At 56.2% G+C, this 25,132-nt stretch carries 25 protein-coding genes, 1 tRNA gene and 1 pseudogene; 12 read left to right on the forward strand and 15 right to left on the reverse strand.

What is annotated here, in order from left to right:
* The 3 genes from U5768_RS31215 to U5768_RS31225 form a co-directional block, all read right to left on the reverse strand.
* Positions 1–1,276: carboxypeptidase-like regulatory domain-containing protein (locus U5768_RS31215; RefSeq protein WP_322034179.1), on the reverse strand; the 1,276-nt coding region annotated here is incomplete at its 3' end.
* Positions 1,277–1,887: 611 nt separating this feature from the next.
* Positions 1,888–2,883 (reverse strand): hypothetical protein, encoded by a 996-nt coding sequence (locus U5768_RS31220; RefSeq protein ID WP_322034180.1) that lies wholly within the window; start codon positions 2,881–2,883, stop codon positions 1,888–1,890.
* 530 nt (positions 2,884–3,413) lie between these two features.
* Positions 3,414–3,896 carry a hypothetical protein gene (locus U5768_RS31225; RefSeq protein ID WP_322034181.1) on the reverse strand — a complete coding sequence of 161 codons (483 nt, stop codon included), beginning with the start codon at positions 3,894–3,896 and terminating at the stop codon, positions 3,414–3,416.
* Positions 3,897–5,421: 1,525 nt separating this feature from the next.
* Between U5768_RS31225 and U5768_RS31230 the strand changes: the two genes are divergently transcribed.
* From U5768_RS31230 to U5768_RS31245, 4 genes are all read left to right on the forward strand, one after another.
* Positions 5,422–7,362 (forward strand): DUF262 domain-containing HNH endonuclease family protein, encoded by a 1,941-nt coding sequence (locus U5768_RS31230; protein ID WP_322034182.1) that lies wholly within the window; start codon positions 5,422–5,424, stop codon positions 7,360–7,362.
* Between the two features lie 289 nt (positions 7,363–7,651).
* Positions 7,652–8,326: a hypothetical protein gene (locus U5768_RS31235; protein WP_322034183.1), complete on the forward strand. Its 675-nt coding sequence runs from the start codon at positions 7,652–7,654 to the stop codon at positions 8,324–8,326.
* Positions 8,327–8,437: 111 nt separating this feature from the next.
* Positions 8,438–9,442, forward strand: coding sequence for a hypothetical protein (locus tag U5768_RS31240; RefSeq protein ID WP_322034184.1), 1,005 nt, complete (start codon positions 8,438–8,440; stop codon positions 9,440–9,442).
* 1,555 nt (positions 9,443–10,997) lie between these two features.
* Positions 10,998–12,056: a hypothetical protein gene (locus U5768_RS31245; protein WP_322034185.1), complete on the forward strand. Its 1,059-nt coding sequence runs from the start codon at positions 10,998–11,000 to the stop codon at positions 12,054–12,056.
* 225 nt (positions 12,057–12,281) lie between these two features.
* Here the strand turns inward: U5768_RS31245 and U5768_RS31250 are convergent, their stop codons facing one another.
* The 6 genes from U5768_RS31250 to U5768_RS31275 all read right to left on the reverse strand — a co-directional run bounded on the left by U5768_RS31250 (position 12,282) and on the right by U5768_RS31275 (position 15,680).
* On the reverse strand, positions 12,282–12,665 hold the full coding sequence (locus U5768_RS31250) for a hypothetical protein (protein ID WP_322034186.1): 384 nt from the start codon (positions 12,663–12,665) through the stop codon (positions 12,282–12,284).
* Between the two features lie 76 nt (positions 12,666–12,741).
* A complete protein-coding gene (locus U5768_RS31255) occupies positions 12,742–13,131 on the reverse strand; it encodes a type II toxin-antitoxin system ParD family antitoxin (protein ID WP_322034187.1) in 390 nt (129 codons plus the stop codon).
* A 131-nt stretch (positions 13,132–13,262) separates the two neighbouring features.
* Positions 13,263–13,646, reverse strand: a complete 384-nt coding sequence (locus tag U5768_RS31260; RefSeq protein WP_322034188.1) for a hypothetical protein — start codon at positions 13,644–13,646, stop codon at positions 13,263–13,265.
* A gap of 18 nt (positions 13,647–13,664) precedes the next feature.
* Positions 13,665–14,081 carry a hypothetical protein gene (locus U5768_RS31265; RefSeq protein ID WP_322034189.1) on the reverse strand — a complete coding sequence of 139 codons (417 nt, stop codon included), beginning with the start codon at positions 14,079–14,081 and terminating at the stop codon, positions 13,665–13,667.
* A gap of 588 nt (positions 14,082–14,669) precedes the next feature.
* Positions 14,670–15,131, reverse strand: a complete 462-nt coding sequence (locus tag U5768_RS31270) for a hypothetical protein (RefSeq protein WP_322034190.1) — start codon at positions 15,129–15,131, stop codon at positions 14,670–14,672.
* A 90-nt stretch (positions 15,132–15,221) separates the two neighbouring features.
* A complete protein-coding gene (locus U5768_RS31275) occupies positions 15,222–15,680 on the reverse strand; it encodes a hypothetical protein (protein WP_322034191.1) in 459 nt (152 codons plus the stop codon).
* Positions 15,681–15,942: 262 nt separating this feature from the next.
* On the opposite strand from U5768_RS31275, the gene U5768_RS31280 reads away from it, so the two are divergent.
* From U5768_RS31280 to U5768_RS31295, 4 genes are all read left to right on the forward strand, one after another.
* On the forward strand, positions 15,943–16,185 hold the full coding sequence (locus tag U5768_RS31280; protein WP_322034192.1) for a helix-turn-helix transcriptional regulator: 243 nt from the start codon (positions 15,943–15,945) through the stop codon (positions 16,183–16,185).
* A gap of 593 nt (positions 16,186–16,778) precedes the next feature.
* Positions 16,779–17,987, forward strand: a complete 1,209-nt coding sequence (locus U5768_RS31285; RefSeq protein WP_322034193.1) for an ABC-three component system protein — start codon at positions 16,779–16,781, stop codon at positions 17,985–17,987.
* Complete coding sequence (locus tag U5768_RS31290; RefSeq protein ID WP_322034194.1) at positions 17,977–18,462, forward strand: three component ABC system middle component; 486 nt, start codon at positions 17,977–17,979, stop codon at positions 18,460–18,462. Before U5768_RS31285 ends, U5768_RS31290 begins: the two co-directional genes overlap by 11 nt.
* 2 nt (positions 18,463–18,464) lie before the next feature.
* Positions 18,465–20,438, forward strand: coding sequence for a DUF3732 domain-containing protein (locus U5768_RS31295; RefSeq protein WP_322034195.1), 1,974 nt, complete (start codon positions 18,465–18,467; stop codon positions 20,436–20,438).
* Positions 20,439–20,573: 135 nt separating this feature from the next.
* Here U5768_RS31295 and U5768_RS31300 read toward each other — a convergent pair whose 3' ends face one another.
* Positions 20,574–20,834, reverse strand: coding sequence for a hypothetical protein (locus U5768_RS31300; RefSeq protein ID WP_322034196.1), 261 nt, complete (start codon positions 20,832–20,834; stop codon positions 20,574–20,576).
* A gap of 202 nt (positions 20,835–21,036) precedes the next feature.
* Between U5768_RS31300 and rnhA the strand changes: the two genes are divergently transcribed.
* The 3 genes from rnhA (at position 21,037) to U5768_RS31315 (ending at position 22,373) form a co-directional block, all read left to right on the forward strand.
* Positions 21,037–21,453 carry a ribonuclease HI gene (gene rnhA / locus U5768_RS31305; RefSeq protein WP_322034197.1) on the forward strand — a complete coding sequence of 139 codons (417 nt, stop codon included), beginning with the start codon at positions 21,037–21,039 and terminating at the stop codon, positions 21,451–21,453.
* A 49-nt stretch (positions 21,454–21,502) separates the two neighbouring features.
* On the forward strand, positions 21,503–22,249 hold the full coding sequence (gene dnaQ / locus U5768_RS31310) for a DNA polymerase III subunit epsilon (protein ID WP_322034198.1): 747 nt from the start codon (positions 21,503–21,505) through the stop codon (positions 22,247–22,249).
* Positions 22,250–22,298: 49 nt separating this feature from the next.
* A tRNA-Val gene (locus U5768_RS31315) sits at positions 22,299–22,373 on the forward strand.
* Positions 22,374–22,511: 138 nt separating this feature from the next.
* Here the strand turns inward: U5768_RS31315 and U5768_RS31320 are convergent.
* Complete coding sequence (locus U5768_RS31320; RefSeq protein WP_322034199.1) at positions 22,512–22,826, reverse strand: hypothetical protein; 315 nt, start codon at positions 22,824–22,826, stop codon at positions 22,512–22,514.
* A 473-nt stretch (positions 22,827–23,299) separates the two neighbouring features.
* Here U5768_RS31320 and U5768_RS31325 point away from each other — a divergent pair, with 473 nt between their 5' ends.
* Complete coding sequence (locus U5768_RS31325) at positions 23,300–23,614, forward strand: hypothetical protein (RefSeq protein ID WP_322034200.1); 315 nt, start codon at positions 23,300–23,302, stop codon at positions 23,612–23,614.
* Between the two features lie 96 nt (positions 23,615–23,710).
* Here U5768_RS31325 and U5768_RS31330 read toward each other — a convergent pair whose 3' ends face one another.
* The 4 genes and pseudogenes from U5768_RS31330 to U5768_RS31345 form a co-directional block, all read right to left on the reverse strand.
* Complete coding sequence (locus U5768_RS31330) at positions 23,711–24,040, reverse strand: hypothetical protein (RefSeq protein ID WP_322034201.1); 330 nt, start codon at positions 24,038–24,040, stop codon at positions 23,711–23,713.
* A gap of 231 nt (positions 24,041–24,271) precedes the next feature.
* Positions 24,272–24,478 (reverse strand): hypothetical protein, encoded by a 207-nt coding sequence (locus U5768_RS31335; RefSeq protein WP_322034202.1) that lies wholly within the window; start codon positions 24,476–24,478, stop codon positions 24,272–24,274.
* Complete coding sequence (locus U5768_RS31340; protein ID WP_322034203.1) at positions 24,475–24,846, reverse strand: hypothetical protein; 372 nt, start codon at positions 24,844–24,846, stop codon at positions 24,475–24,477. The genes U5768_RS31335 and U5768_RS31340 overlap by 4 nt, the downstream gene beginning before the upstream one ends.
* A gap of 5 nt (positions 24,847–24,851) precedes the next feature.
* A pseudogene (locus tag U5768_RS31345) lies at positions 24,852–25,132 on the reverse strand (hypothetical protein); the annotation flags it as partial.

A 25,132-nucleotide genomic window follows, 5' to 3' on the forward strand; every position in this document is an offset into this window, starting at 1 on the left:
CCGGTTGTGCGGCTTGTGCCGGTTGTGCGGCTTGTGCCGGTTGTGCGGCTTGTGCCGGTTGTGCGGCTTGTGCGGCTTGTGCGGCTTGTGCAGGTTGTACGGCTTGGGCACCTTGGGCGGCTTGGGCAACAGGCATGACGATGTCCAGCGTGTTGCTAGTACCGTTGACAACCAACGACGCGCTCTGACTGTTCCCTGCCGAGCCGACAGCTGTCAGCGTCTGCTTGCCGGTTGGAACCTTGTCGATTTGATAGAACCCTTGCCCATTTGTAGAGGAAGTTAGCACAGTACCCGCGCTAGAGCCGCCACTCCCCGCCACAATTACGCTTGCACCGACTATTGGCTTGGCAGCGGCGTCGCGAACATGCCCAGTGACTGTTCCAGTTGCTGCTTGAGAAGGCACGGTGGATAACGTGGACTGCGGATAGAGTCCTTGAAACACACCACGAATCTGTAACAGCACAAGTCCGGACCCGAACCCAGAAAGAAACGCAGTCGCAATCGCACCGGCCGTGGTGCTTGGTGTTAACGCATAAAAGGCTACCATTGCAACGAACGGTGCCGTCACCAGTTGCATGATTTCAAAGACAACAAACTCTCGCGCGTCGTAAGGGGTTAAGGGCGGGTCCTTTGGGGTGCCCTGGTACTGCGGCTCACTCCGCTTCTGATATTCTGGAATTCGCCTGGTTAGACTGACAGCGCCACCGATGAATGCCAACAAAACTACGTAGTAAGGCACCACGAAGCCGTTCTGGACAACAGTAAAGTCTGCTGTCTGGCTCGTCAAATCATCGGAGGGCGCGTATGCAGAACCATAACTTCCCCCAATTATAATTAGCCATGGGTAAGAATCGTGGGCACTAAATTCCTTCGGCGTCGCATACGGTGTTTTACTCATGTCCTCGCAGGCGATTGAACCGGGCACAGTCTTCAATGCGGTGCCATTTACGCATCCCCGTATCAAGCTAATTGGACCAACGACGTCAGGTTGCCAAGGATTTGCTACCGGGAAGAGCAGCACCACAAATGAAGTCAAAGTAAAGACGTAGGCGAATCGGAAGCATTCGCGGCGCAACTCACGAGGGTCGCCGGTGAAACACGAAATGAACCAAGCGCCGAATGCTAGACTAAGAATAATAAGAGCAACAAACGGCGCGTAGCCCCAGCCATCTCTACCGAGCCGGACGCCGTTATGAACCGCGACGATAGATGAGACAGCGACAAAGAGTATCAGCGCAGAAAATACGACGATAGATACAGCCCCCTCGTGGGCCACTAGTAGTCCCGCGCCCGGACCGACGCCTCGCCCACCACGACCCAAATTGGTCGCTCCGCCGCCAGTCCCACCTGCGCCTCCCGCACTTCCTCTACCCGAAACAGCGTTCCCGCTCCCGACTACAGTCGCAACATTTTCGCCCCCCAGGTCGCCGCCGCTTGAGGTGTCGCTACCATGCTCTGCCGCCTGAGTTCTCTCTTCTGGCATTTTCGCCTCAGACTCGACAATCTTTTTCACGCTATTCGAAGGCGCTGGAGATTGCCCCGCCCCTCTTTGCGCTTCTTCGTTCGCACCCGCAGCACTTTCTTCTTCATTGTCAGGCACAATTCACCTCCAACCGAGGCACATTCAAGTAGGCAAAATTATCCTCAAGGCCTCTCGATGCGAGGAACCAAAGCGCACGCATCCAGCCATTCGTTCTCAATCGTCATCCGAACCGATTCGTCGTTGTTGAGTGCGTCCGGAACTGATGCAAACCGACCATTAAAATGCAATATTCCTTTTGGGCATTTTCAAGACACTAAGGTTAGGCGTCTTTAGTTCTCCGCCCGCAAAGCAGAAGCAAGAGAAGTGAAGCGCCGCCCGACGTCAAACGCCAGTGAGTGTGACTTCTAGCTTTTGGTGTTGCCTGCGGGAACGTCTGCTACCGCCAATGTTATCGGGGCCGCTGGCATTTGCGCCGAGTATAGTGCTCCGAGTTTCCGGTATCCCGCGAGCGTCGGGTGTATTTCATTAACCCAGTCGACGTCCGGGCCGATGTTGTTGACATCCGCAGGAGTCAACGTACCCGCCAACCGTACGAGACAGATGTTTCCGCTCGCCAGACCGAAGGTTCCGGCTAGCCTCGTATTGACGTCTGGACTTGCAGGCGTACCGGTAATGAAGTCTGCCCAAGAATTTAGGAGGTACTTCACTAAAGTCAACCAGTCCGCCTGGGGAATCTGGTACGGTGCGGCCGTGAAAGCAGAATACAGCCACGGACCCAACCCAATGTTTGGCAAACCGACTGTCGCCGGAGCATTGCGCGGCTGGGCGTAGTCATAATTGTGGACGAGAATCGGTACACCGTTACACTCGCTGCCCGCTCCGTCACGCTTCTGAACCAAGGCCGCAAAGCAAGCCAGCAGCGTATCGGTGAACGCCGCCCATCCCTCGGGCCGCACGTAGTGACTACAATCAAGCGAAGTAGGGACATTAATCCTTTCGACCGTAGTTCGCAGCAAGCGTCGGGATGCTTTGTCTGCATCGGCTTCATCCGGCAACGTGTTAACGGCGTCAATTAGGTCATTACCTCCTGCCGACAGAAGCACGGCCTCCCATGGCCATGCCTGTGGGCCGTAGAGCAGGCTCGCAAAGGGCGTCTCGATATCCCACTTCACCATTTGCTGAAGCGTCTTTCCAGGGTAGGCACAAGAGACAGCGGCTGCCGATGCATTGAGCACGATGCTTTCGAGAATGTTGCCAGTAAAGTCCGGCGGCAAAGCCCCAATGGAAAACCACGAGTCGCCTTGCGCTAGAAATTTCCTAAGTGCGTCCTGAAACTGCTGGCCTACTTCCGTATTGCCGACGATATCGTTGAGATTGCAAACAACCATAGGTGTAGCCATTATTGCCACCATTTTGGGTTGCCTCAAATTACGGGGTAGAACTTCGGCCGATAACCAGCGCAGTGTTTCTATAATTCCTTCAAATTTGTAACGACTCGGAAATTATCTCGACGACTGTACGTCGCGCTGCGCACCCGGCACTCAGAATGCAACATAGAAAATAGTTAGCCCGACTCAGCGGAAATTTCAAATAATACCCACACGGAGTGTTAGCTAAGCCACAAAGAGACCCGACCTGCCTCGCCATTCCGTTCTGTCGGGCACAGACGAAATGGCGAGGACTGACATTGCACGGCACGTCAAGAGTCGGTTGTGTGCGGGCAACCCACCCGAAAGCCAAACGATAGATTCACGTATGACGCTGCACCGTTGATTAGCCAGGAAACCTGTTGCCTTTGTGAGGCTTGGCAAGGAGGATGGTTCTCGTAATGGGCAATGTCCGCTTCGACTAAACATGGAGACCTGAATCTTCCGAACAAGGAAGATACCGGTTAGCACCGAAGGAAATATAACCTTGCACCCCTGGTCTCTTAACGCCTCTTAGCTAGCATCACCGCGACGAGCACAAGCCCCACGCCGACAAGGCCAAGTTGAAACGGTGCCTTTTTTGCTTGTGTACTCGAGGTAGCGGGCGTGAGGGGAACTCGAGTTATCCGTCGGCTTTCGATATCGTTGTAAAGGTCTGTCGGACTGCGTGCTCCAAGCTCCTGGAGGTCTCTGTAGTTAGCGAGAAAGTCCATGATGCTCGGCCGAAGTGGTGTTGTTTTTAAATCTCTTGCCGACTTCAACTTCCGCTCCAAGTCGAGCTTAGTCAGTTCGGCTGCATGCTTGCGCCACTCTACTTCACGGTCCTGTCTGTCGCGTGCGCTCAACCACGGTGTCACCAAGAATTTACTCAACAACGCGGTAACAATTGCGGCGACAATCGCACCCACGACTCCGGCGACGGCAGTTAAGAATGAAAGCAAGGCGGCCGGCGACCCCGCAAGCTGGCTTAGTAGATGGTCAATCACTCGTCTGCGCTCCGCTATACGGCCCGTCCGTCAATTTTTGACTTTAACTCGCTATTACAAATTCTCGCGTAACACGGGTATTGGCGGAATCGACCGCGACTACCACCAATAACGAGCCGGCGGTGAAATCAGGGATGAACATCTCTTCGTGGCACGGTGGGTCAGGACAAGGAGAGAAAAAGATTTGCCGCCCATCGACGAAACATGCGATTTGCGTCTGCCCAACGGCACCGATAACCGTAAAGTGGAATGGTTTCCCAGCTATAGCCACATCGGACGCGTGAATTTCCATTACAGCCTCCATTGGCGACGAGCAGATTCAGTTATATACGTAGCTGTCTTTCCGCAGTTGTGGCTAACCCTCCCGCGGAACCTTGTCCCCACATGGCACCGCCCCGCTCTGGAAGCTGTTAGGCTCCGAGAAGGATGACTGCGGTAGCGGACATTTCCACTCCCTGACGTTGTGTCATTCCTACCTAGATGGCGCTCTGGCGTATGTGCGCTTCGCCACGTTCCGCAAAGCTTCATGTCGAATACATCGGGCCTGTTAGTGCTCGGCTGCCTGTCCATGTGGCCGCGAATCGCCAACTTCTGGCAAGCCACCGCTGGCGGGATGCTGGGCGCAGGCTTGTGCGCGTGGCTCCTCGGTGCTGCCGTATTCAATCCACATCGGCGGGGAGGTGGTCTTCGGCTACGCGGGCTTCCTGGTCGCGTACGGCTTCTACAGTCGAAAGCTCCTCCCCGTGCTCATCGCGCTTGTCGTTGCATGCAGCTACGGCATAAACGCTCAACTCACCGGCGATTACAGCGCGCATTCCATCGCTTTGATTTTGGATGAACTCGTGACAGAGGTGGAGACTACTCCTACTCGTTGCGCCTGCACGCGAACTCTTGGAGTGGCCAAACAAGTCTCCGCAATGAAATTCTCACCGTCCGTGCGGCGCACGGCCTTGGAGAGGCTACCAAAGAAATCATCTGTCGGAACTCAAAATCCTCGTGGCCGTTTTCTGTGAGCCCAGCCAAGCTACCTTTTTCCTTATCATTTTGATTGAAGTTACGTCCGGCTTTCTCAGTATTCAAAAGACTCGGAATAGCGGGACATGCGATGAGGATGAGTGCGCCTGCGCCGGTGATGCGTTTGGCATAACGCGGCGCACTCTACCGCGGAGGCATCGTGCGACATGCGGCTGGCAGCAAAGCCTGCGTTGTCGAAACACTAAGGAGTCGCGGAGCGCAGAATCCCTCAGGCCATCCGTCGTCTGATTCGTAAGCCAAGACCCTATTCTCTTCCCCATAGCGTTGTACTCTCAGCTATTCAGACTGGCTAGAGCAACAACTAGCACTCAAGAAAATCTTCATTCGGTCGATATCTGTCTTAATACAAGCGCACTCCACATTTTGCGGCTCGACCGCAGAATCGGTAGGAACGAGATTCGACAAAAACGTTGTCGCGGTACCTCCGACTGGTACTCTCCTGTCAGCATAAGCCTTCGTTTAGCCTACTCTTTACGTTGAGACCAAAAAAATGGTAGAACTTCCGATGGGGCCGGAGCTACTTTCGCCCGGGCAATCACGCCTTGCGACTGTTCAGCAATTGCTGGATTTCGACTTCGACATTCCGGCCTTTCAGCGCCCATACGACTGGAGCGACAAACAGGTCAGTGAACTCATAGATGACCTTTCCGATGCGCAGCGCAAAGATGTTCATCTTTTTTTGGGGCTAGTCGTCGTGTGCCCACAGCCGAATGGACGCTTCGCAATCGTTGATGGGCAACAACGGCTGACGACATTGATGCTAGCTATTGGTGCACTAGGGGGAACTGAGAGAATCCTGCGGCCAAAGGATGTCGGCGTGTCTTCTCTCTGGATTTCGTCACGTCACGCGGACATTGGCTTCGCCAAAGCGCTAGTATCGACGAGCGGCGAAACGGAGCAAACGCTTTCTCAACGGCGTTTGAAGCAAGCTTTCTCGAAGCTATGTGACCAAAAAGCTCTGAAGCTCGCCACGTTGCTAGGTGCACAACTCATCGTGTACGTCGCGCCGTCGCTGGCTGGCGCCACTGGACTGTTTGAGCGAATCAATCTTCGCGGCAAGGAAGTATCGCAGTTCGACCTTGTAAAGAACAAGCTCATTGAATGGGCGGCGGTTGAGCGTGACCCAAGAGTTAGAGCTGAAATCGAGGATTTCATTACAGCACGCTACGACACCCTGTATCGCCGTCTTGACCCAAGCAGTAAGGCGGAGCCGTTTGATTCCGACAAGCTTCTGCGCGTACATTGGATACTCTTTACGCAAAAGCAATTCAAGAGCTCAGACAGAGTCCTAACGGAAGTCAATTCCGCAATCGATGAAGCGTATTCAAACAAAAAATCAATCGCCGGCTGGATTGAGAGCTACCTCGACTCGCTTGTGCGCGTCGCCGAAGCGTGGGTCGCGGTTGAACGACCGTATGAAGCAACGCCTCCGTCATGGGCTCTCCAACTCAAGCGTGCACTACTGGACTTCGCTCGCCTCGGTAGAGACGGCGAGCTGCAGCCTCTAATTGTTGCAGCGATTATTCGCTGGCAGGCTGATGCTACTGACCTTGTGCGCTTCTGTGAAATCACCTCGTTTCGCAGCGCACTTGCGAAAAAGAACAGCAATCACGGCCGCTCTTACAAATGGCGGGTGGCGCGCCAGCTGTATCAGGGTACATGGTCTGATGCCTTGAAAGAACCGATTTCACGGGCCGCGGATGCAGTACATCAGCTGTTCTGGGCCAACACCCCCTACTGGAGCCAAACCGAAGCACGTGAATTTGACGAGGATTTGACGCTCGAACAAGTGGGCGCGGAGGTCTTCCCCGACAATGCCCTCGATAGCACGCGCTTCCATAAGGACTATCGCCACCTAATTCACTACCTCTTCTGGAAGTATGGGGTATATCTGGAACATTCCGAGGAGTGGGCAGACCTTACTCGCATGGACATTTCTCCGTTCCAGGACAGCGTCTGGTTCGGGACCGAGGAGCGCTTCAAAGGGTGGGATATCGAGCACATCTATCCGCAGACACCCGCAGACCGTGATACCCGCGAAGGTCGAGCACATCTGAAAGTCATGACTCAATGGGTGGACCATCTGGGCAATCTGACGGTCCTCCCTGTGGCAGACAACAGAGGTATGCAGAATCTACCATTCGTTGAAAAGCTGGCATGGCTCCGTGAGCAAAAGAAGGTGCCGTTCAACGAACTGCTCGCGACGCCAGATTACAGAGGCAACCTGCTGAACAAGCCTCATTGGGGAATCAATAATTGCAGGAGGCGTATCGCCGAAATCAGGTCGGCTGCAGCGGCATTATGGGGGTTTGACGCCGTGAGGAAGCTTGGGGTTGGCCTATACGATAACCGACTTGAGTCATACCAAGAAGACCTCGAAGAGGAAGCCGGAGATGTTGCAGACGACTTCGCTGAAATGGTTACCGCGTAATGAACAAATTCACCTTCTTTTAGGCTCAAATTACTTACACTTCTACTGCCGCAGAGAGCATTAGTACATGACTACGCTTAACCAACCACAATCAGCGGCTGACAAAGACCCAAAGCCGCTGCATCTAAGGTCCAGCCTAAACGGTGCGCTTGAGACAATCATTCGAGTAGAGAAGCTCCTGCAAGAGCGAGGAAGTCCCTGCCGCCCAAGCAGCGCTTTGGGGTCACTGTTCGCTAAGGTAAAGCGCCTAAACAATCATGCTAAGCCAGTCCGCGAGGACCAGTGGCGGATGACGTTCCTACGGGCCAATGACGCAGTACGGATTGCGCATGCCATCGAAGCTGCGCTGGATGACCCCAAGTCTAAAGAATCTATCCACCGCGTGACGAGCAGTGATATGACTCTGGCCACTCGCCAGAAGTCCCAAGGAAAGGATGCGCTTTGGGAGCTCGACCTATATCGACGTTTCAAATTGGCACAAACGCCGGTACGATTCGACGAGCCTGATTTGGTGGTCTCCTTGGGCGATGAGTTTGGTGACTATGCCGTTGCCTGCAAAAAAGCCTACTCTGAACGTAGCGTTGCCGAGAGTCTCTCCGAAGGTTGCAGCCAGTTACTCAAGCACGGACGACCGGGAATTGTGGCGTTCAATCTGGACGACCTTCTGCCGCAGGACTCCGTGTGGGAAGAGGCTACGCGGGCTGCACTGCAGGCGCGCCTCGATGAGACGAACCGAAAATTCCTCATGTCAAACGCGGAGCACTTCACCAAGACCGTCGAACGAGGCAGCTGCGACGGAATTCTTGTCTCCACGACCGTGATATCAGACGTTCCAGAAATGTCGCCTCGGATTCAAGTATCTCGGTCCACCGCAATTTGGGACTACAAGTCTAGCTCGGATGCGAAAGTTCGCTTCGCAGCCTTCCGCAATCGGTTGGACCAAGTGCTCCACGAGCAACAGTAAAAAAGCTAACCGATATTGCTATCTTTCTAAACACGACGCTCGTCGCAACATTGCTTGCGACGGGCTTTTCGACCATGTGCGGCAACGCGCACGATTCATCTGGAAAACAGTATGTCATCAAGAGCAGATGCACTTCGAAAGCTCATGGACGCTGAGGCGTCCAAGGAGAAAGAATGCCAGGAATTTCTCAACGACATTGCACTGCATTTGGTGCCATTTCGCGTCCGCGATGCAAACATCCTGGTTAAGGGGCGAGAGGAATCCTCACGCCCAGGGGATTCGGATTTCTGCGTATCGATTGAAGTCAACAACGGCGCGATGGGTCGCCGGTTTGCGTATATATGGGAAGTGAAGGCCCCTCAAAAGTATCTTTTCCAGACCGACACCGCGAACAACCGCCTCAGACCAACCAGCGACCTCTACAGTGCCGAAAATCAGCTTCTCAACTACGTCGCCGAACTGGAACTGAGCAAGAATTTTCGACAAAAATTCCAATTGACCGGCGCCGGCGATGAGGTTCGTGCCGGCGGCATCATCATCGGAAGGAAGGACACGATGGTGAAAAACCTTGAGGGCGATAGCGGGCTTGAGGGCCTTGCGCGGAATGCCTTCACAATTAGAGAAGCGTATTTTTGGGAGCCAGCAAACTTTCGAGTTCACACATGGGACTGGGTTCTCGAACAGCTGCAGAACGAGGAGCAGGGCAACAACAAATCCATCAACTCCAGTATGCCGCGTCAGGCAAATCCAGATGGATTGCTCGAGTTCGCGCATGAGATGTTGCTGCCAGGCGATGACCTCTCCTTCCGTGCCGCAGTGAATGCCGCGTATGCCGCAGTCGAGTTGACGGTAATGTCAGGCGGCAAACAAGGCGGGAGAGGCCGACTCCCGCAAGACGTCGTCAGATTGCTTACACGCTCAGCAGGACGCCCCGACATTGCCGTCCAATTTCGCAAGCTGAACGATATCCGCGTTCGAAGCGCTCATGTTTTCGACGAACCCGTATCTGAGCCAAACGCTCACTATGCTGTACGTGTTGCGGAACAGTTGTGCTCTGAGTTGAACAAAATCGTTGCCCAAGTGAACCCAGATGAGTGGCTGGGCATTCGCGACTGAACGTGTGCCGGCTGCGCCCACATTGTCATTGGGTCGAACCTACCCGCTACTAGTTGAGAATCGCACATCTAGCGATGTGCGCGACGCTGATAGCGCACGGCATGCAAACCAGAGACGAGGGTTAACGCGCACTCCGTCCGATAGCGGTGTTCATAAGCGAACCCCACGCCTGCTCCTGGCTGGATGACGAACAGCCAAGGGCAGGCGCATGCGACTTGGAACGTGTGCTTCAAACCAAGTCTTACGAGGGTCTGGTTCCCGCTCGTCGACGCGCCAGCACTACCCGTGACATGAGCGTAGTCGAGGAACGTTCCGGTCCAGCCGAGCTGACGGGTTGATAAGACGTCAAGGCATAGATATCGGTTCGTTTAGAAAGGAAAAATTCCGAAAACTGATTTCACAACAATCGAAACATCGGGTGTTGCTCAGGTATTTTTTTACCGTACAAAGCCGAGATAGTCCCCGGCCGATGCTACGCTTAAGGCGTCCACTAATTTCCTCAATTCCAAGCGGGAGAACCCATAGGGCAAGCGAGCGCACAGCTCCAACCATGTTCAACCATGTGATGTGATATGGAACAAGGGGGCAAGTCAGAAGGCACGTTCACGAACGATGCGCTCTCGTTCGCGGTAGGCCCTTCGCTTCTGGAGCTACGTTCCTAATGTCTTTCAACGATTCGTGAAGAACAAGATGTCGGGTCGCGATTGGAACCAGTCGCGGACACCATAACGGTGAACGTGCGCGAATCGCAATGCTTGTGCGGAGAAAGACATCGCCGAAATGAACGTCTACCGCGGAGGGCCTGGAGAAATGTCAGCGCACCAGTTAGCCTGAAGGACGCATCTTGTCGCCACGCTGCGTAACTGTGGTTGCGGCACTGGAGTGCGTACTTGCTCGTGCGAGCCCACGCCTCAATTGGCGGCAATCTTGATTCCGCCGCTTTGTGCCCGCAGCTACCTTGTCAGGAAAGCGTTTTCGACGAGCAGCTACTACCTGCAGATTGTCGGTATCAGCGGCTGGGAGAGTGCGTCGAGAAGGACTGAGCGACGATAGGCACTCAGATTTTCAATTAAGCCAAGCGTACGCAGCGACATAGGGAGCGCGGAGGCGAACTGCGAGACTTTTTTCCCGTGGTGCGCTTACGGGTCTCGCACACAGACTCGTCGCTCAACTCATCCTTGGGCAACGTTTTGAACCGCTTGAAGCACAACGTTCGAAACATGTCGGCGGACGTCTCAGGAACCTCGCCAAATTGCCTCTCGAGAATGTTGCCAATTTCCTGATTCCGCAAACAGTTGAACACGGTCCAGTGGTCAAGGTTCGAGATATTCGAAGTCGAAGCACGAACACGCTGAAACGACCCGCGCGACGACAGAACCAAAACGCCAACGTGTTCAGGCGCAATAGCGAGGACGCCCGTGACACCACGCTCAATCGTGTTCAACGCTATCCCCTCGCATCTTTGCAAAGTACAATCCAGACAGCTTCGGCCAAGTGAACGGAAAACCCGCGCCCAATCGTTAGCTAACCAACTGCTCTTCATATCGGGGAATCTATGAACCCACTAGAGGTGCTGAAAGCAGCAACGGACAAAGCACCCGTGTTGACGAATGCGTGGGTCATTCTAGGCTTTGTTGCCGTCCTCGCTATCATCAAAGGACTCAATGTTGACTACAGGCTCGCCATTGTTGGCGTTGTTGTCCTCCTCCTGCTAGTCGTTGTTGTTAAGTTGCTCCTCACCGATAAGCCCGACCCAGTCGAGCGGGTCATGCGTGCCGTCCTGCAGATATTCACCGCCCTACTCTTCATGGGCGTAGTTGTTACGCTCGCCATGTACGTTATACGGAACCCATCCATCGTCGTACTCGGCGCACCGCAATCGTCGGCATCAGCCGCATCGGGGTCCACAGAAGCTTCAAAAGCGCTTGCCGCAGCCGATGCTGCGACTTCGGAATCGCCGTCCACACGCTCCTCGAAGGACACGCAACCCGAGCAACAGGCCGCTACTGCGGGCAAAGTGCAGCCTGCTCTCCCATCGACCGAAGCGCAAGCTGAAGACCTCTCCTCTACCCCTTCAGCCGCTCAATCCTTTTTTGAGACGGTCAAAGGCTCATGGCACGGCTCGCACGAAGTCACTATCGCCGGTGAGTGCGCGGACAGCGGCACTGATTCATTGGAGTTGAAAATTGACAGCATAAATGCCGAGCGCGGCGAAATTGTTGGCACGTACACCCAAACGACTGACAAGCGTATGAAAATGCCCTCTGACTTGAATCAAACATCTGCTTATCAGCAGGGATGTATCAATTCGACAGACAACATGAAAGCAAACCGAGAAGGCGGTAACAGCTTCCACAGTAGGACCGTCAAGAGTGGCGACGCCCGTATTGTCATAAGCGACAGCCAGAATTCCGGAACTCTGTATCTTGAACCCAAGACTTGCAGATTCAACGAATTCGGATGCAAGGACGACCCATCGGGGGAACGTGAAAAACTTGGAGCGCTTTCCTTAGAGAACGGAGCTCTGCGCATTGGCGACCACTCACAGTTCAAAACAACCTACAGAATCGCCAGCACATTGAACTCGAAGTCTTGGGCGTTGACTCGCGATTGAGTTGACAGGCGGCTGGTCGCATCCAGACGTCTTCCGTATGAAGAACCCCGTCAAAATCCAGCTACAACAACAGACCGCCGGTGTAGCGGGCCGCACGCATGTCCGAACTCGGTCCCAGAATTCCCGTTTACATTTGTAAGCACCCGCTTCAGGCCAGTGAGACGTGCACGCAAACGCGGCTCGGTCCGTGTGGCTAACTATCTCGTTTTTTCATCTCATCGCACGTTACCAGCCTAACAAGACCCGCAGACGCTCTATTAGCCAATCTGTCTCCAAGCCCTCTGTCCAACCCTTGCCTTCAATCGCCCGCCGCACCCGCTGCAAAGTAGTATCGTGCGAGTTCTCAGGGAATTTCGCTGCGTCCTTCAGCGCTTTGGGAACAAGTTGGCGCGCGAGGTCTTCGCAGATATCCCATCGCACGTAGCGTTCATCGGCCGTAAGGCCTACAACGTAGGTTCCATTAATCAAACGCCCGGCGAGTTTCGGCTGAGCGCCTGGTAGCGACGTGAGTATCGGATGCCAAGGAAAATCGGCTGGTACGCTGCTCAGGCGTTCGTCCTGATGCCAAAGGTCATCACCGTCTTTCAGGACTTCGTCGCTACTGGCCATACAATGCCCCTTTTAGGCCACAATTCGGATTTCATACCGGTACAAGTCCTCGAATTCCATGACGCGCGGGCAACATTCACCGCGAAGAACAAACCGCGGTGTTAGCTTGCTTGCGCCGCAAGAATGCTTTGCCGTCGAAAGAGGCGGCCGGTCCGGATAGTTCCCCGTCCCTTAACGCCTGCACCAGCCGCACTTCAGCAGCCTCGTTGTCGGCAAGTCGTAACGCGACACGAAAGCGCTTCCCGCGCCGCACCGCTTGCACCGGCGATTTGTCGCCGAGCGAGCCCCTGCGACCAACGAAGAAGAAATACTTTTCCATCGGTGGCATGGATGACGGCAATCGTCTCAGTAGCTTTCTGAGTCGACGTTGGTCAACTGAGCGGTCGGCAAGCACCGCAGGAATGTACGGTTTGCCTCCAATCTTCACTGAAAACACCTGCCCGCGTCGCGCGAGTCGCACCAGCATGGCGCGAGATATCGCCCTTTGCTCGCAAAACTGTCGTGGCGACAAAAGCTCCTCACGCCGCACCAGTTGACGTCGACGCCAGCGTACGCGCCACTCACTGTTTTGCGACCGAGCGCGTGCCTTGGTCGCCGTCACGTTACACGTCGTCCAGCGAGGATTTTGCGCACAATCTCCACGGCGTCATCGTCCGGGTCGTAGCGCACCAGCTCTGTGGTCCAGCTCGGGGACTGGCCTATTACATGGGCACTCGCATACCCGTTATGAGCATCGCCGTCGAGGCGCAGCAGCGGTGTCACTTCTGCATCCTCTTTGCGGCCAATTGCCACCGTAAAGCAGCGACCGCTAAGCCGAGGGGTGCTGTATCGGTCTTCGCACATTTCCAGCACGCGAAGTGCTTCATCGAGCACTGAAAAAGAAGGGCGGTCGTATGCTTCGGCGCTGCCTTCAAGGTCGCACAAGTGCACTAGCGTGTCGGCGACTGCGGCTTCCCCGTCGTAAATCACAATTTTCAACATTGGAGCCATTCCTGTCACTCATGTGTATTCACGCACGGTGGCTTCGACAAACCAACGCGCACGCCGATACGCTACGCCCATGCTGAGCGACCGCATCACTGACCTGTTACCAAGTGGGATGCGCGCCGCTGTCAGCGCATCCAGGCGCATCGACTCCTCCGGGATTGATTTCAGTAGCCGGCACAGCCTGTCGAGCCGCAAACGCCGCACGCCGCGGACGCTTGCCAGCACAGCCGGGTAGTACCGCTTGTGTGCGATGATTTCAAGGCTGAACGCGTCCCCGCGCCGTTCTAGGCGCTGTAGCTCTGCCGGTGATATGGCGCGGCGTCTGCAAAAGGCATCTGCAGACAGAAACTCACCGCGCCGCACGGCGAGCCGGCGCCATCGGTTCGCCTTCGGCGCCACGTCGTCGGCTATAGTCAGAGTGCCATCCATATACAGTCCCTAGGTTGGGCCCGGCAGTCCTGTCAGCATTTAGCCCTGCAGAAAATAGACCCAGTCATGCCAGTACGCGCATCCTCGAGGCTCCGGGTCTTCTTCAATCAGGGGACACGTCGCGCCGTCAAGCCTGTGCTCAAAATGACTGCGCGCGGGTTCCGGGATTTCGCGTAACCGTACGTATCGGGTGCCTTCAGACGTTGTGTACATAGCAACACTCCGGCAGTGTCGGTCGCGGCGGTAGTTCCTCCGCATTGCCACCAAGCGCTGCGGCTAAGCTGCGAGCAACAAGGTCCCACACGGTAGACGACCAGCGCGGGTACGCGCACGTGTCCCGTGCCTATGCTGCCAACGCCGACTTCAGTGAGCTTGGCTTCGTAGTAGGCGTACGCGCCATCTGCAACGCGGCCGATGTCCGCGGTTGCTATCACTCGCTTCGCCGTCTCGCGGCCACCCGGCCACAACTCTACTGTCACTCTCAACATTCTCACGCTCTCAAACTTAGTGATGCTACATAAATTGTTGAAAGCACAGCTTCTATCCCGTCATCCATGCTTGTTCGGCTTCTTATTGCTTGCCCGCCCGTTAGCGCGCGGGAGCCGCAGAGAGCCGAGAAACGGTCTCATCATGAATTCGCGCTGCCATCTTGCACGCGTCTTTCACGCTTACTTCTGGCATCGAAGGGGTGGTTGCGGCCGCCCATCTTGCAAGCAACTCAACGGTTCTACATTCCTCGTTGGACGCGTTTAGCACCGAAAGCCCAACACGCACGAGTTCGACGTTGGGATGTGCTCGCCCTACGACAATGCCATTTTCCTCAGCGACTTCACTCAGGCAGAAATATGTGGCTTCAAAGGCGCAGCGCATACGGGTGTGCGGCGAAAGCGATTTGTCGTGCGCGTCGCGGAGGTAGGTTCCGCTGATTGCAATACGTGGTCGCGCGCGTTCGATAGCCGGCTGCCTGCCTCGAATAAGTCGGCCAAGCAAAAAGCCCACCACCGCGCAGAATACGAGGAAAATTGAGACTTTTGCGAGCAACGCAGTCAACGAACGCCCCTATTTCGACAAACTTCGCCTCGGGCGCTGACCACAAGTGGCGGCCGCCCGTCTTTCTCAACGCTCACAATCCCCGGCGCCTCAACTGACTTGCACCTTCCTCCCGAACTCCACCACCATCGCTGAGAATTGATTGTTCAGGGCCATGCCCGTCGCGCTCAACTCGACGTCGTGAAACGCGGCATCACTCGCGTAGTGCTCGATGTCGTGGGGTTCCAGTTCCTGAAGGCAAAGAAGTGCACCCTCCGCGACAAGTCTGCTCTCGACGTTCGAGAGCAGATGCTTCTGCACCGCCTCGTCTTCGATTTCAATCATGGTCTTTGCCCACAGCTCGCGCGGCCGGCGAGCAAGGTAGTGGACGCAACGCCGCGTCATCCACCTCACGTATTCAGCACGCCACTCGACCTCCCCGGGCATTTCGCCCAAAGGCATCGTGTATTTCTGACCATCAATGTCGAAGGTCGGCGGTGCGCCCAGTTGCGAGAGCACCGCTCTCGTGGTGGCGGGAATGTAAGCAAGATGGGTCAGGCCGAGCTTCACGATAGGTCCTTTGAGGCGTCAGTTGAATTGGACACGTGGTAGCTGCCTTCGTCGCCGCGGCCGGTAGAACGGCCAAGGGACTTGGCTTTGCTCCTTAGAACCAACCCTCACCGCCAAGCCACTGTTTAGCTGACATTCCACGCGTGCCAACGTTGCCACGACGAAGAGTTACCGGCGTGTAGAGCAATAATATGGAGAGTCTACAATATGTAGAGGTGAGCGTGTGTAGATTTGTAGTCAGGTTTTAGACACCCTACCGGGCATGTCTAAAATAATCTCCGAGCCCAACGAAGCGAGAAAGCGGGTTGCGGCCAACTTGAAGCGCGTACGGGTTGCAGCTGGCTATTCTCAAGAACGCCTGGCTGACGTCGCCGGCTTTCACCGCACCTATGTCAGTCAGATTGAGCGCTGCAAACTCAACGTCACAATTGACGCAATGTGGAAGCTCGCAGAGCTCCTGCAAATAGACCCCGCAGAGTTGCTGAAACCAAAATCGGAAGAGTGAGGTGGAGTTCGCGCTGCCGCGCCTCTTCTGATTTGACAGAACATTGCGCTGTTGGCGAAGGCGCTTGGCGTCGACCCGTCGGAACCGTTTGCAAGAGTCGACGACGAAGCCGCGCATCCCCCGGTCGATAGTGCGGCTAAAAAGCGAGCTCGACGGGGCTCTATCTAAAATCTGGCTGCTGGCATATTTGCCTCCATCCAGAGGTTGACGACATCCTTGCGCCAGCGCAAAAGCTCGTGGTCGAACAGCAAAGCGCGTGGCGGCAGAAGCCACGGCCGATGTTTTGCTCGCAATCGAACCGTCCATACGCTTTCGCCTATGAGTTGCGCAAGCTCAAGTGGGTCGAGATATTCATGTGGCGCGTTGTTCGTCGGGGATGTCATTGCACCTATAGCGAACGCCCGTAGCTCAACCATGAGCTAAAATTTTCACGGCAAGTAGTAGCGAGAGGACTCTCGGATGCAACAGCCAATGAACTGCCCTCTCCAGCGCGGTTTGCCTAAAATTTGGTCAATGCTCCATAATTGACGACAAGAGAACCTCCCCAGCGCGCACTTCTCTCCTACAGCCCGCGCTGACAATCCGGGGATGACGTGACGAAAAAATCTAACGCTGGCTCAACCAGCGCTCCAGGCCAGTTTTACGGTTATGGCATACAGGAAGCGCGGTTCCTTCACCACCTGCTTCGCTCGCAACCAGGCGACACGGTTGCCTTGGAATGCATTGACGACGTCTCAGGAACCCTGAACGGCGAAAAGTATGCGGAACAGGTCAAAAGTGGGCTCGCTCACAACCCCATAAGCGACCGCTCGACTGATTTGTGGAAGACCTTCGCGAACTGGCTCAATGGGCGCCGGTCCGGGAAAATCCCCGCGGGAACCAAATTTATCCTCTACGTGGCGCAGCCCTACAAGGGCAAGATTGCTCAACGACTTGGCGACTGCGCGAGCAAACAAGACGCGAGAGCAGCAATCGCGGAGATACGGAAAGAATTTTGGGGTGACGCGCCTGAGTTTGCAAAGCGCGCCTCGATACCAGAGAAGCTCGCCAAGCAAGTAAATGTCGTTCTTCGGGCGAGCGAGCGTGCGCTTGTTGACATCATCCAGGCCTTCTCGCTGGAGCGCGGTATCGGCGCTCCCTACGACGAAATTGCAGCAGAAGTCGCCGCTGCCCCGGTTGGTGCTGAAAACGTCGAGCAAATCCTGCATCAGCTCGCCGGATGGATTCATATCACCATCTTCGACCTTATTCAAAAGGGTCTACCAGCGGTAGTCAGTCGAGACGAGTTTCATACTGAGTATGTCGCCGTGGTTCGGAAATTTGACCGCAGCGACACGATACTGCCGACCTTTGCGACTCCGCCAACGGCGCAAGACCTAGAGGCGGAACGCCTTCTCGACCAGATGTATCTGCGGCAACTGAGTCTTATCGGGGCAGAACAAGACACCATCTACGATGCGATGAACACGTTCTTGATGGCCGTAGTTGACCGGACCGAATGGGCCAAGCGTGGATATGTCCATCGCAGTAGCTTCACGGAGTATGAAGCGGCTCTCAAGCGCATCTGGAATTCAAAGAAGATGGCTGTCAGGGTCGAGATGCGCGGCAAGCCTCCGGAGGACTTTGGTACGGTCCTCCTTTCGTCGTGCCTTGAAGCTAACGTCTTGCTGCAAGGCAAAACCGTTTCGAGCCACTTCACCCCAGGCAGCTTCCACAAGCTAGCGAACACACTTGACGTCGGATGGCATCCGGATTTCGCGAAGATTCTCAAGGTTTCAGGGGACATCGTCGATGCTGCTTGACGAGATTGATGCCATCCAGAATCCTGGGTTAGGCGCCGCGCTTATCTGGCGGGCCGTATGCGGCTATTATGGCTCGAGCGGCAAAACGGACGGGTGCCCGGCCGTTCTGGCGTTTCTCGTACTACCCGTTGTCTTCAATGAGGACCTTCGCGAAGTCGTCACATCCACCTTCAAGTCGTCGGGTATCCGCAAATTCGAAAGCAAGTTTGATAAGCAAATTGACCTCCTCTTTTCCATTCAGGAGCGCGCGGAGGCAATGCGCGACCTTTCACGGCGGTCGCTCGCATTGGGTTTGTCTACGGGACTGCTGACACTTTCGACTGAATCCGCCCTGCTCTGGCCGCGCAGCACGACGTTCACTCGTGCACTGTCACCCGATGTGCTCACGTTGACTTCCGCCGCAGAGAAACTGGGAACTTGGGCCCAGCAGACTTCCCTACGTGAACTTTGCTATTCGCTTCGACTGGAGCTGTAACCGTGCAACTGCAAATACTTGAAGTCATTCTCTGGCCAAAGAATTTCGGATTCGAACCAAGACGCGTGCCTTTTGGACCCGGCGTAGTCAACGTCATCAGCGGTGCATCCAAGCGCGGCAAGTCTTCAGTGATTCCCATCATTGACTATTGTTTGGGCTCACGCCTCTGCGGTATCCCTGCCGGCACAATCCGCGAATCGTGCGCGTGGTTCGGCATCCTGGTGCGAACAAGCGAAGGAGAAAAGCTGCTGGCACGTCGGGAGCCTGGCAACCAACAAAGCACCGATGAAATGATGGTGCTGCAAGACTTTGGCGCGAATGTCCCTTTGGACGAGCCGAAGAAGAACACGACCCGTCAATCGGTCAAGCGTATGCTTGACCGCCTGGCAGGGTTGTCGAATCTCGGCTTCGACGCTGAAGAAACAGGTAAAGGCTTCCAAGGCCGCCCCAGCTTCCGCGACACGTTGGCATTCTGCTTTCAGCCTCAGAACATTGTCGCTAATCCAGACGTTCTGTACTTCCGGGCGGACACGATTGAGCACCGCGAGAAGGTCAGGACCATATTCCCATATGTGCTCGGTGCGACGACCGGCAAACGGCTTGCACTCAAATGGGAATTGGAAAACCTCCAAAAAGAACTACGTCGTAAGCAACGTGAACACGCAGCGTACGCCAAAGTGTCCGAAACATGGCTTGCCAATCTGCAGGTTTGGGTTACCGAGGCTCGCGAACTTGGTTTGATTGCAGGTGAATTGCCGGACGCGATGGAACAGACCTTGATTGGCGCACTGGAGCGTGTGGTGTCAGCAGGCGAGACCGGCGACGGCTTTTCACTCGCCGGGACCCAAGCGTCCGCATCGGAATACGCCGCGCTGCAGAATGAAGAGTCGACCGTCACGCGAGAACTCTCCGTTGCTCGTCATCGACTGAATCAGATAACTGCCGTCCGAGACACCGTAACTGACTATAAAGGCAGCCTTTCGGACCAAGCTAGTCGACTCGGTATTTCACGCTGGCTTAGGACACTACCGAACGACGGCACTCGCTGTCCGGTATGCGATAGCGCGATGGACGCGTCGCACAACGAACTCGACCAGCTGTGCGATGCGCTATCGGTCATCGAAGACGAAACCCACGCCGTCTCGAAGGCCCCACCGGTGCTCGACCGTGACCTGGTTGACGTCACCGAAAAGCTTCAGTTACTGGAAGACCAGCTAAAGGCAGTCCGTGTCCGGCGGCGCGCTATCGAAGAACGCTCGAAAACTATTCGTGACCGTGAACTGGCCACAGCGCGCGTAGCTCGGTTTTTGGGCAGGGTTGAAGAAGCGCTGAAGCTGTTTTCTGCTCGAACTGAGCCGAACGGACTTGATGACGAAATTGACAAACTGAATGCGCGCATCACCGAGATTTACGGCTCGCTCTCCGAAGCGGAGTACGCCCGGCGACTCGAAACTGCCGTCAAGCGCGTATCCAGAAACCTGACGAAGATGGCCGCGAAGTTAGATGTTGAACGCAAGGATGCGCCTGCCAGACTTGACATCAAAGAACTGACCGTCGGCGTTACTGACTACGCTGGACGCGAAGATTTCCTATGGCAACTCGGCAGCGGCGCGAACTGGCTTTCGTACCACGTCGCCGCAGTACTGGCGCTTCAGGCCTTCTTTCTAAATCAAGACCACTCCCCAGTCCCCGCGCTGGTCATCTTCGACCAGCCGAGTCAGGTGTACTTTCCGCGCCGGCTCGCCCGACGTGAGCTCGACAAGGACGAAATTCTTGACGAGGACGTCCAGTCAATCCGCGGATTTTTCGATGCAATGGGTAAGCTCGCTGTTCACTTTAAGGGGCGGCTGCAAATTATCGTGCTAGACCACGCCGGCTCGGATGTATGGGGGAAACTGGATGGAGTTGAGCTCGCTGAAGAGTGGCGCGGCGAAAATTATCTCGTTCCGCCGGCGTGGTTTGACCTTCCCGAGTAACGACTGAATGCACACCGCTTGTCTTGTAGCATTGCTCGCTGTTCGTGATAACCAGCAACTGACTAGATTGCGCTGTGGAGAAATGGACTCATTAGAACCGCCATTGAAAATGGAAGGGACTTTTTCAGAGGGGTTTTATTTCTTTGTCAGCATGGCCTTTATTGCCTGCAAATGTGCCTGCCCCTCTGCCTGAGGAGTCAAATTCACACTGTCAGGGAAATCCACGCCCAAAATCTTTGCGATGTTGGAAACAAAAGGTTTTCGGTTGCCGGCTAATTGTGTAACAGCCGTGCGCACGGCGTCTTCTCCCTTCTGCGCTACTAGATAGGCGAGACAACGCTCGTCTTTGTGCGTCTCGACCAGAACGCCGGTCTTGGTGCCAAGTTCAGAGTCCATGCAGCGCGCCTCCGCTAAGCCATATCGAAATAATAGTGCCACATCAAGCCCGCGCCGGCCATTGGTCATTCAAAATATAAATTTATCTCACGCCTCTGCCTATCAAGCGTGCACGCTTGATAGGCGCCGAATCTTGCCCGCAGGCAAGATTCGGCACAGCCTATATAATTTGGCTAGAGCCAATACGTGAACATGAACAACTTTGGGTAACATAAGCAATAACCCCGGCCCCGGCGGCTGGGGCGCGCTGCTGCGCTTTGGCGCGCAGGAAAAGGAACTGTTCGGAGGCGAGCAAGGCACGACCAACAACCGCATGGAACTGATGGGTGTGATCGCCGCGCTCGAGGCGCTCAAGCGCCCATGCAAGGTGATCGTGCACACCGACTCGCAGTACGTGCAAAAAGGCATCAGCGAGTGGATTCACGGCTGGAAAAAGAAGAACTGGATGACGGCCGCTCAAACGCCCGTGAAAAACGACGACCTCTGGAAACGCCTGGACGCGCTCGTCGGTCAGCACGAGATCGAGTGGCGCTGGGTGAAGGGTCACGCCGGCCACCCGGAGAACGAACGCGCCGACGCGCTCGCGAACCGCGGCGTCGCCACGCTCGCCGAACTCTGAGACCGCTCCGCATCAAGCGGCCGCCCCACGCTTTCACGCTTTACAACCCATGCGCCAGATCATTCTCGATACCGAAACCACCGGCCTGAACGCCCGCACGGGCGACCGCATCATCGAAATCGGCTGCGTCGAACTGGTGAACCGCCGGCTCACGGGCAACAACCTCCACTTTTACGTGAACCCTGAGCGTGACAGCGACCCGGGCGCGCTCGCGGTGCACGGCCTCACGACCGAGTTCCTCGCCGACAAGCCGAAGTTCGCCGAAGTCGCGGACGAGATTCTCGACTTCATTCGCGACGCGGACATCATCATCCACAACGCGCCGTTCGACATCGGCTTTCTCGACGCCGAACTCTCGCTGCTCGGCAAGCCCGGCTTCAAGGAGCACTGCGGCGAAGTGATCGACACGCTCGTGCAGGCCAAGCAGATCTTCCCGGGCAAGCGCAACTCGCTCGACGCCCTGTGCGACCGCTTCGGCATCAGCAACGCGCACCGCACGCTGCACGGCGCGCTGCTCGACTCGGAACTGCTCGCCGAGGTCTATCTCGCGATGACGCGTGGCCAGGAAAGCCTCGTCATCGACATGCTGGGCGAGCACGCCGCGCCGGGTGCGGCCGCCGCGCCGCGCGTCCGGCTCGAGTCGATCGAGCTGCCGGTCATCATGGCGAGCGCCGAAGAGGTTGCCGAGCACGACGCCGTGCTCGATGGTCTCGACAAGGCGATCAAGGGGACGTCGGTTTGGCGCCTCGAACCCGCCCTCGCCGAAGCCAATCCAGCCGTTGCGCAAAATGCTTAAAAAAGGGCTTTACAAGATCGGCAACGCCCTGCATAATCTCAATCTCTTCGGGTGGTTAGCTCAGCGGTAGAGCACTGCCTTCACACGGCAGGGGTCACTGGTTCGATCCCAGTACTACCCACCAGAATTCCTGGTGTTGGTAATGACAAACACCGAAGCGGAAAATCAAAGGCTTACGTTGAAAGACGTAAGCCTTTTTCCGTTTACGCGCGAGTTTCTAGCGGTCGCCCGAAGTCTGTACGTTTTCCCTTCTCCTTCTCCTTCAGCTTCGCTTCATACTCCGCACGCTCCTGTGCCAAGCGGCGTTCACTGACCGAAGGCACGAAGCATCGAACATGTCGAACACATCTTTGAGCGAGTAATACTCGTCAAGCTCACGGCGAGTCGCCAGCCCTTCCCCTTCGAGCCGCGACATGATCGGCTGGACGTTATCGCGTTTGCGCGGCGTGTAGTTATCGAGAATGAACCGCTGCGGCACTTGGACGGCCTTCCATTCGTCCAGAAATTCGAAATTGCGCTCGCGGACAGTGCCGATCCCCTCCGACAAAACGAGGTGCGGCGCGAGAAATCCGATCACGTCCCGTATATGCTCGTCTATCGCTCGCGGCTTGGAAAGCGAAACCCAAGCGCCATCCGACGTGTAAACGTCAGTGAGCCGTATACGCACTCATGCTCGCCGCGGCTGGCGCACCGTGGCGAGCCTAAGGGGGCACCAAAAGCGCCGGGGTTACTGCGTGAGTGCCCGCATCATCACCTAAAACCCGCAGAGCCTGTGGACAGGGTGGCCCCGGCGCGACAGGTCCCTATTCCCGCTCTCGCGCATGCCCGTTGTCCGGCAGTGGCCATGCGCGAGAGTGAATGCGCAGGCTGATGCGCTCGCAAGCATGGCGCGATGAGGTCCATTCGCGCGAATACGCTGTCAGCGAGGTTGACCATGCGCCTGAGTCGGTGAATCCGGAGATCAGCGCCAGCCACTCTCGCCTTGCCTGATGCCCCTGGTACGTTTGGACTGCATTGCGCATCGTCTTTCAAACCATCCAAGGAATTTGCATGAAAACCCTCAGTACCGCCGCGTTGCTTGTGGCATCAGCCGCCAGTTTGACAGCATGTATTGTCCCAGCTCCGATGGAGACGGCACAGGCGCCAGTGGTTGTGGAAACGGTCGGCGTTGCTGTTGGCTGGTATGGCGATCGATACTATGACGGCCATCGCGAGCGGCAGCGCGACGAGTGGATGCGCCGCCACCCCAATAATCAAAACGGAAATGCCCAGCACGACGAGCGCCACCGCGATTCAGGTCACAGCGATGCTCGTTACAGCAGCGATCATCGCAGGGACGAGCGCCGCCGCGATCACTACGAGTAACGATCCGGGCTTCGTCCGCGCCCCTGCGAGATGAAGACACAGGCCGACCCTCGCAGGTCGGCTTTTGCGTTTCAGGTCTCGAGCTCCAATGCGGTGTTAGCGGCGTGGGTCTGTGTGCGGCCACCAGGATTCTCCCTTTTGAGGAGCGGGAAAGTCTTGTTTGCACTGGTCGTCATGGCCCATACACGTTCCCTTGATCGCCACCATCGCCCAACCCGCCCGGTACATCACATCCGGCTTCGTAAACGATTGCGTGGAAGTGTGCATCGACGCCTGGTAGACAAGACTGCTGACATAGTTCGTGATTGTGTTGGCGCGCGCCCGCCCCACCATCTCCAGTGGATGGCGATTCGAGTCGCCGCCCAACGCGTCGGCGTAGACAATCACAACGATTTCGGGGCTTTGAAGATCGCCGATATGTTGCATCGAATTCGCGAGGACTGCCGTCTCGGTGTCGGCGAGTTCGAATCTGTCCGGCGCGAGGTGAACCTCGGCAGTTGCGGAATAGAATTGGAGTAAATGCGTTCGACGCGCCCTGGCAGAGCAAGAGACCGAACGCGGTGAGTAACGTAGGAAATCTCATGTCGTGTGAGTCTGCGATTGCGGTTTGGAGAGCAATTGTGCTCCAAGCGAGCCGACGCCGAGAGGCTTTTGCGTTCAATCCAAGGCGTCGTCCGGCTCGCTATCGCCCGAAAGCAGTTCTGAGAGTTCGTCGGGGCGCAGTCGTCGCATCGCCCTCTCGATCTTGTGGTCGTACTTCCTGTCATTGGGATCGAGGCCGCCGGCGCGGGCCTTTCGGGCGTACTTCTGCACGAAGCAACGAAGCTCACCAGCCAGGCGCGTGCGCTTTTGCTCCCTGCTCACGTGGAATGCAACTCCCGTACAGCCAAGGAGTCGCACTCAATTGCAAGTTCGGCGCCGAGCGTTGAATAGACGAATACGAGCAGCGCCGCTCTTCTGTGGGTCAGCCGTTCGCCGCGCCCAAGCACGGCGCTGACACGTGCGTACTTCGTGTCATTTGGCGGAACGATGTGAATGCCGTACACGATGTTCAGCAGCCCCAAGTGCTCAACGGTGACGCACGTGACCCCCTCGAACGTCACCGCCGTCCGCTTGTTGCCCAGGTGCAGCCCAAGCGTCACCGTTCGGGGCTCGACGTTCGGTCCGATCGCCACACTGTCCATAAACCAGTCGTGGAAGTGATTCCACGCGGTCAATACGTTGTCAGTCATTCCATTCACCAAGGAAGGATGGAAACCGGCGCGCCTTCGTCGCGGTCATAGCCGTCCCAGTTGTGCGCGTGCGGGTTGGGGTTGCCGTGATGCGCCTCGAAGTCGATATCCGTCATTGGCGTGCCGTCAGTACCGTACTGCCGCAACTGCGGCATCGTTCCCGGCATACTTGACGCCCACGTGCCCGGCGCCCCATTGAACGGCATACCCGCGATATGCTCGGTGTCGCCATCCGGCATATCGGGCTGGTAATCAAACGGCTGGGCGTCGCCAAGCGGCGTCGAAG

The organism is Paraburkholderia sp. J76 (genome assembly GCF_905220295.1).
Taxonomy (GTDB): Bacteria; Pseudomonadota; Gammaproteobacteria; order Burkholderiales; family Burkholderiaceae; genus Paraburkholderia.